Source organism: Acinetobacter sp. UBA3025 (assembly GCF_002367915.1).
Classification (GTDB): Bacteria; Pseudomonadota; Gammaproteobacteria; order Pseudomonadales; family Moraxellaceae; genus Acinetobacter.
The window spans coordinates 1-4,049 of record NZ_DFDO01000069.1 but is presented as its reverse complement, the minus strand read 5'-3'; the positions used below and the strand labels follow the sequence as shown (position 1 = coordinate 4,049).

The 4,049-nt window shown below is 44.4% G+C and carries 4 protein-coding genes; all 4 read left to right on the top strand.

The annotated features are described in order from the left end of the window. Window positions 1-220 precede the first annotated feature (220 nt). Window positions 221-889: an HAD-IA family hydrolase gene (locus tag B4J23_RS02780; RefSeq protein ID WP_291358696.1), complete on the top strand. Its 669-nt coding sequence runs from the start codon at window positions 221-223 to the stop codon at window positions 887-889. A 408-nt stretch (window positions 890-1,297) separates the two neighbouring features. Next, window positions 1,298-2,095, top strand: coding sequence for a 2-keto-4-pentenoate hydratase (locus B4J23_RS02775; RefSeq protein WP_291358695.1), 798 nt, complete (start codon window positions 1,298-1,300; stop codon window positions 2,093-2,095). A 22-nt stretch (window positions 2,096-2,117) separates the two neighbouring features. Continuing rightward, complete coding sequence (locus B4J23_RS02770; RefSeq protein ID WP_291358694.1) at window positions 2,118-3,014, top strand: acetaldehyde dehydrogenase (acetylating); 897 nt, start codon at window positions 2,118-2,120, stop codon at window positions 3,012-3,014. Between the two features lie 11 nt (window positions 3,015-3,025). After that, complete coding sequence (gene dmpG / locus B4J23_RS02765) at window positions 3,026-4,045, top strand: 4-hydroxy-2-oxovalerate aldolase (protein WP_291358693.1); 1,020 nt, start codon at window positions 3,026-3,028, stop codon at window positions 4,043-4,045. Window positions 4,046-4,049: the final 4 nt, after the last annotated feature.

Genomic DNA, 4,049 nt, shown 5'->3' with positions numbered 1-4,049 from the left:
AGTGTTTTACTTTTGACGGGGGCAAAAGTAACAAAACCCCTTCTGTTGATCTGATGGCATGTCCCTATGCCACAGATCAACGGCGACATCCATGTCGCCATTGGATAGCCAATAGCTGTTGTGATATCACAATAAAAGTTATTTTGTGATAAAACTCTCCCTCCTTTGAAAAAGGAGGGCCGGGGTGGATTAGTACTGAATCAAATACTAGGAACCTTATATGAATTCACCTATAAAACTGGTCATTTTTGATTGGGATGGCACTTTATTTGATTCAGTGGGTCAGATCGTGTCGAGTTTACAGTTTGCTGCGCAACAGTTTCAGCAACCTTTAACTGATGCAGATGCGAAAAGCATTATCGGGCTGGGTTTGCCAGAAGTCGCACAACGGCTATTCCCAAGTGTGCCAGAATTACATGCGGATATTTTGCAGGCCTATTCAGATCATTATGTGGCGAATTCAGTGAATGATGCTTGGTTTGAGGGTGTTTCTGAAATGCTGTATAGCTTAAAAGACGAAGGCATCAAACTGGCAGTGGCGACAGGTAAAAGCCGGAAAGGATTGGATCGTGTATTAAAGCAGACTAATAGTCTGGAGCTGTTTCATGCCACTCGTGCAGCAAGTGAAACCCGCTCGAAGCCGGATCCTTTAATGCTGGCTGAAATTCTGGCTGAAACTGGTGTCAATGCGCATGAAGCGATTATGGTCGGTGACACTTCTTATGATCTGGAAATGGCGATGAACATTGCCATGCCACGTGTAGGTGTGACTTATGGCGTACATACAGCGGAAACTTTGGCACAGTTTAATCCACTGTCGATTGTGAAGGATGTCAGCAGTTTGCATGACTTTTTATTGGCTAAAGTCCAATGGAAGGAAGCGATTTAATTCAGTATCTTAGTCATTCTTCAAGATCCGGCATTTTCTGAAATAGAAGATGCGGATCAATGCTGTAGATTTGAACAACTGGTCTTATCTTTTAGTCTAAAGTTGTGATTACAGTGGTTTTGTTCTGTCATGATTGTTGAGTTATTTAGTTGGATATAACTTAATTCATAATTATAAGATTATGTTTTTAATTGATTTTTATAAATTTAATTTATAGATAATAGCTATTGCAAAAAATAAAATAACTATTGGCATTCACGTCGTATTTTTCCCATCCTAAAACTGTTTATTCATATGCCCGTACTAGGCGCAATTGTTTATTGGAATGATCGAAATGATCAGGTCAAAACATTTTGCCTGTCTTAGTTCTCGGCATAAGCCTCATTTTTGCAGTTTAAGGAAACATTGATGTCGAATTCTGCTGTTGTTGAATCAGTTGCACAAGCATTACGTACTGCTGAACTCTCAAAAACTGCGATCGCACCGATTCGCCCGGAACTTGGTGGTGAAAGTGCTGACGTAGATATTGCCTATGCCGTTCAGGAAGTAAATATCGAGCGTGCTCTGGCGGAAGGTCGCCGTCTGGTAGGTCGTAAAATTGGTTTGACATCGAAAGTGGTTCAAGCACAGCTTGGCGTAGATCAGCCTGACTTCGGTATGTTGTTTGCTGACATGGCCTATGGCGATGGTGAAGCAATCCCTGCAGGTTTGCTGATTCAACCGAAAGTTGAAGCTGAAATCGCATTGGTCATCAAAGAAGACCTGACCAAAGCAAAACACACTTATGCAGACATCATTAGTGCAACTGACTATGCACTTCCTGCTGTAGAAGTGGTCGATAGCCGTATCGAAAACTGGAAAATCAGCCTGATCGATACTGTAGCTGATAATGCATCTTCTGCTGCATTCGTTCTGGGCTCTAAGCCGGTCAAACTGGAAAACCTTGATCTTGTGAACTGCAAGATGGTCATGACCCGCGGTGAAGAAGTGGTTTCTCAAGGCGTGGGTAAAGCATGTCTGGCGAACCCATTAAACGCTGCTGTATGGCTAGCTGACGAAATGGTACGCCGTGGCCGCCCATTGCTGAAAGGTGACATCATCCTGACTGGTGCTTTGGGTCCAATGGTTGTAGCGCAACCTGGCGACGAATTCAAAGTTGAAATTGAAGGCTTCGGTTATGTAACAGCTGCTTTTGCTGCTGAATAAGGGAATACAAGAGAGTACATTCATGAAAAAGATTAAATGTGCATTGATCGGTCCAGGTAATATTGGTACTGATTTGCTTTATAAACTGCAACGCAGCGAATGGTTAGAACCAGTATGGATGGTGGGTATTGACCCAACTTCTGAAGGTCTGGCTCGTGCAGCGAAAATGGGTCTGAAAACTACGGCTGAAGGCGTAGACGGTCTGCTTCCTCACGTTGTTGAAGATGAAATCAAAATCGCATTCGACGCAACTTCTGCTTATGTCCATGCTGAAAACAGCCGTAAGCTGAACGAGCTTGGCGTACTGATGATCGACTTGACTCCTGCTGCAATCGGCCCTTACTGCGTACCACCTGTAAACCTTGACGCTTTACTTGAACAAGGCGAAGTGCCAAACGTCAACATGGTGACTTGTGGTGGTCAGGCAACGATTCCTATGGTTGCAGCGATTTCTCGCGTTCAGCCTGTGAACTATGGCGAAATCATCGCGACTGTATCTACTAAATCAGTTGGTCCTGGTACGCGTAAAAACATCGACGAATTCACGCGTACAACTGCTGGTGCGATTGAAAAAGTCGGTGGTGCGAAACAAGGTAAAGCGATCATCATCATTAACCCTGCTGAGCCACCACTGATGATGCGTGACACTGTTCACTGTCTAGTAGAAGGTGAACCAGATCAGGCAGCGATCACTGAATCTGTACATGCGATGATCCTCGAGGTCCAAAAATACGTACCAGGTTACAAACTGGTGAATGGTCCAGTATTTGATGGCAACCGCGTATCGATCTTCCTTGAAGTTGAAGGTCTGGGTGACTTCCTGCCTAAATATGCAGGTAACCTCGACATTATGACTGCAGCAGCTGCACGTACCGCAGAAATGTTCGCAGAACGTGTTTTAAATGCAGTTGAAGCTTAAGGAGCACCTTCATGTCTAAGATTATTATTAATGATATGACTTTACGTGATGGTATGCATCCAATGCGCCATCAAACTACACCTGAGCAAATGGTTGCGATTGCAACTGCTCTGGATGATGCAGGTGTACCTTTAATCGAGGTAACACACGGTGACGGCCTTGGCGGTAACTCTGTGAACTACGGTTTCGCGGCTGCAACTGATGAAGAATACCTGAAAGCAGTGATTCCAAACCTGAAACAAGCAAAAGTTTCTGCACTTTTACTTCCTGGTATTGGTACGGTTGATCACCTGAAAATGGCGCATGATGTAGGTGTGGCAACTATTCGTGTTGCAACTCACTGTACTGAAGCTGACTGTTCAGAACAGCACATTACTGCTGCTCGTAAATTAGAAATGGACACCGTGGGCTTCCTGATGCTTGCTCACATGGCATCTCCTGAAAAATTGCTTGAAGAAGCAAACAAGATGGTGTCTTACGGTGCAAACTGTATCTATGTGACTGACTCTGCAGGTTACATGTTGCCTCAAGACGTAACTGATCGTGTTGGTATCTTGCGTGGCAACCTAGGTTCAGACATCGAAATCGGTTTCCACGGTCACCACAACTTAGGTATGGGTGTTGCCAACTCTGTTGCTGCGGTTCAAGCAGGTGCAACACGTGTTGACTTGGCATCTGCTGGTCTGGGTGCTGGTGCAGGTAATACGCCACTTGAACTGTTTGTTGCGGTTGCAAACCGTATGCAAATGGAAACTGGCGTTGACCTGTTTAAAGTACAAGACGTTGCAGAAGATCTGATCATCCCAATGATGACACACCAAATCCGTGCTGACCGTGATGCTGCAACTTTAGGTTATGCGGGTGTTTATTCTTCATTCCTATTGTTCGCTAAACGTGCTGAAGCAAAATATGGCGTATCTGCTCGTGAAATTCTGCTTGAGCTTGGTCGTCGTGGTACCGTTGGTGGTCAGGAAGATATGATTGAAGATTTGGCGTTGACTATGTCTAAAGCTAAAGAGCTTCAAGCTTAATAGT

Excerpts from the sequence above, each read along its gene's own strand:
- B4J23_RS02780 (WP_291358696.1), top strand. The coding sequence starts at position 221 with ATGAATTCACCTATAAAACTGGTCATTTTTGATTGGGATGGCACTTTA.
- B4J23_RS02775 (WP_291358695.1), top strand. The coding sequence starts at position 1,298 with ATGTCGAATTCTGCTGTTGTTGAATCAGTTGCACAAGCATTACGTACT.
- B4J23_RS02770 (WP_291358694.1), top strand. The coding sequence starts at position 2,118 with ATGAAAAAGATTAAATGTGCATTGATCGGTCCAGGTAATATTGGTACT.
- dmpG (WP_291358693.1), top strand. The coding sequence starts at position 3,026 with ATGTCTAAGATTATTATTAATGATATGACTTTACGTGATGGTATGCAT.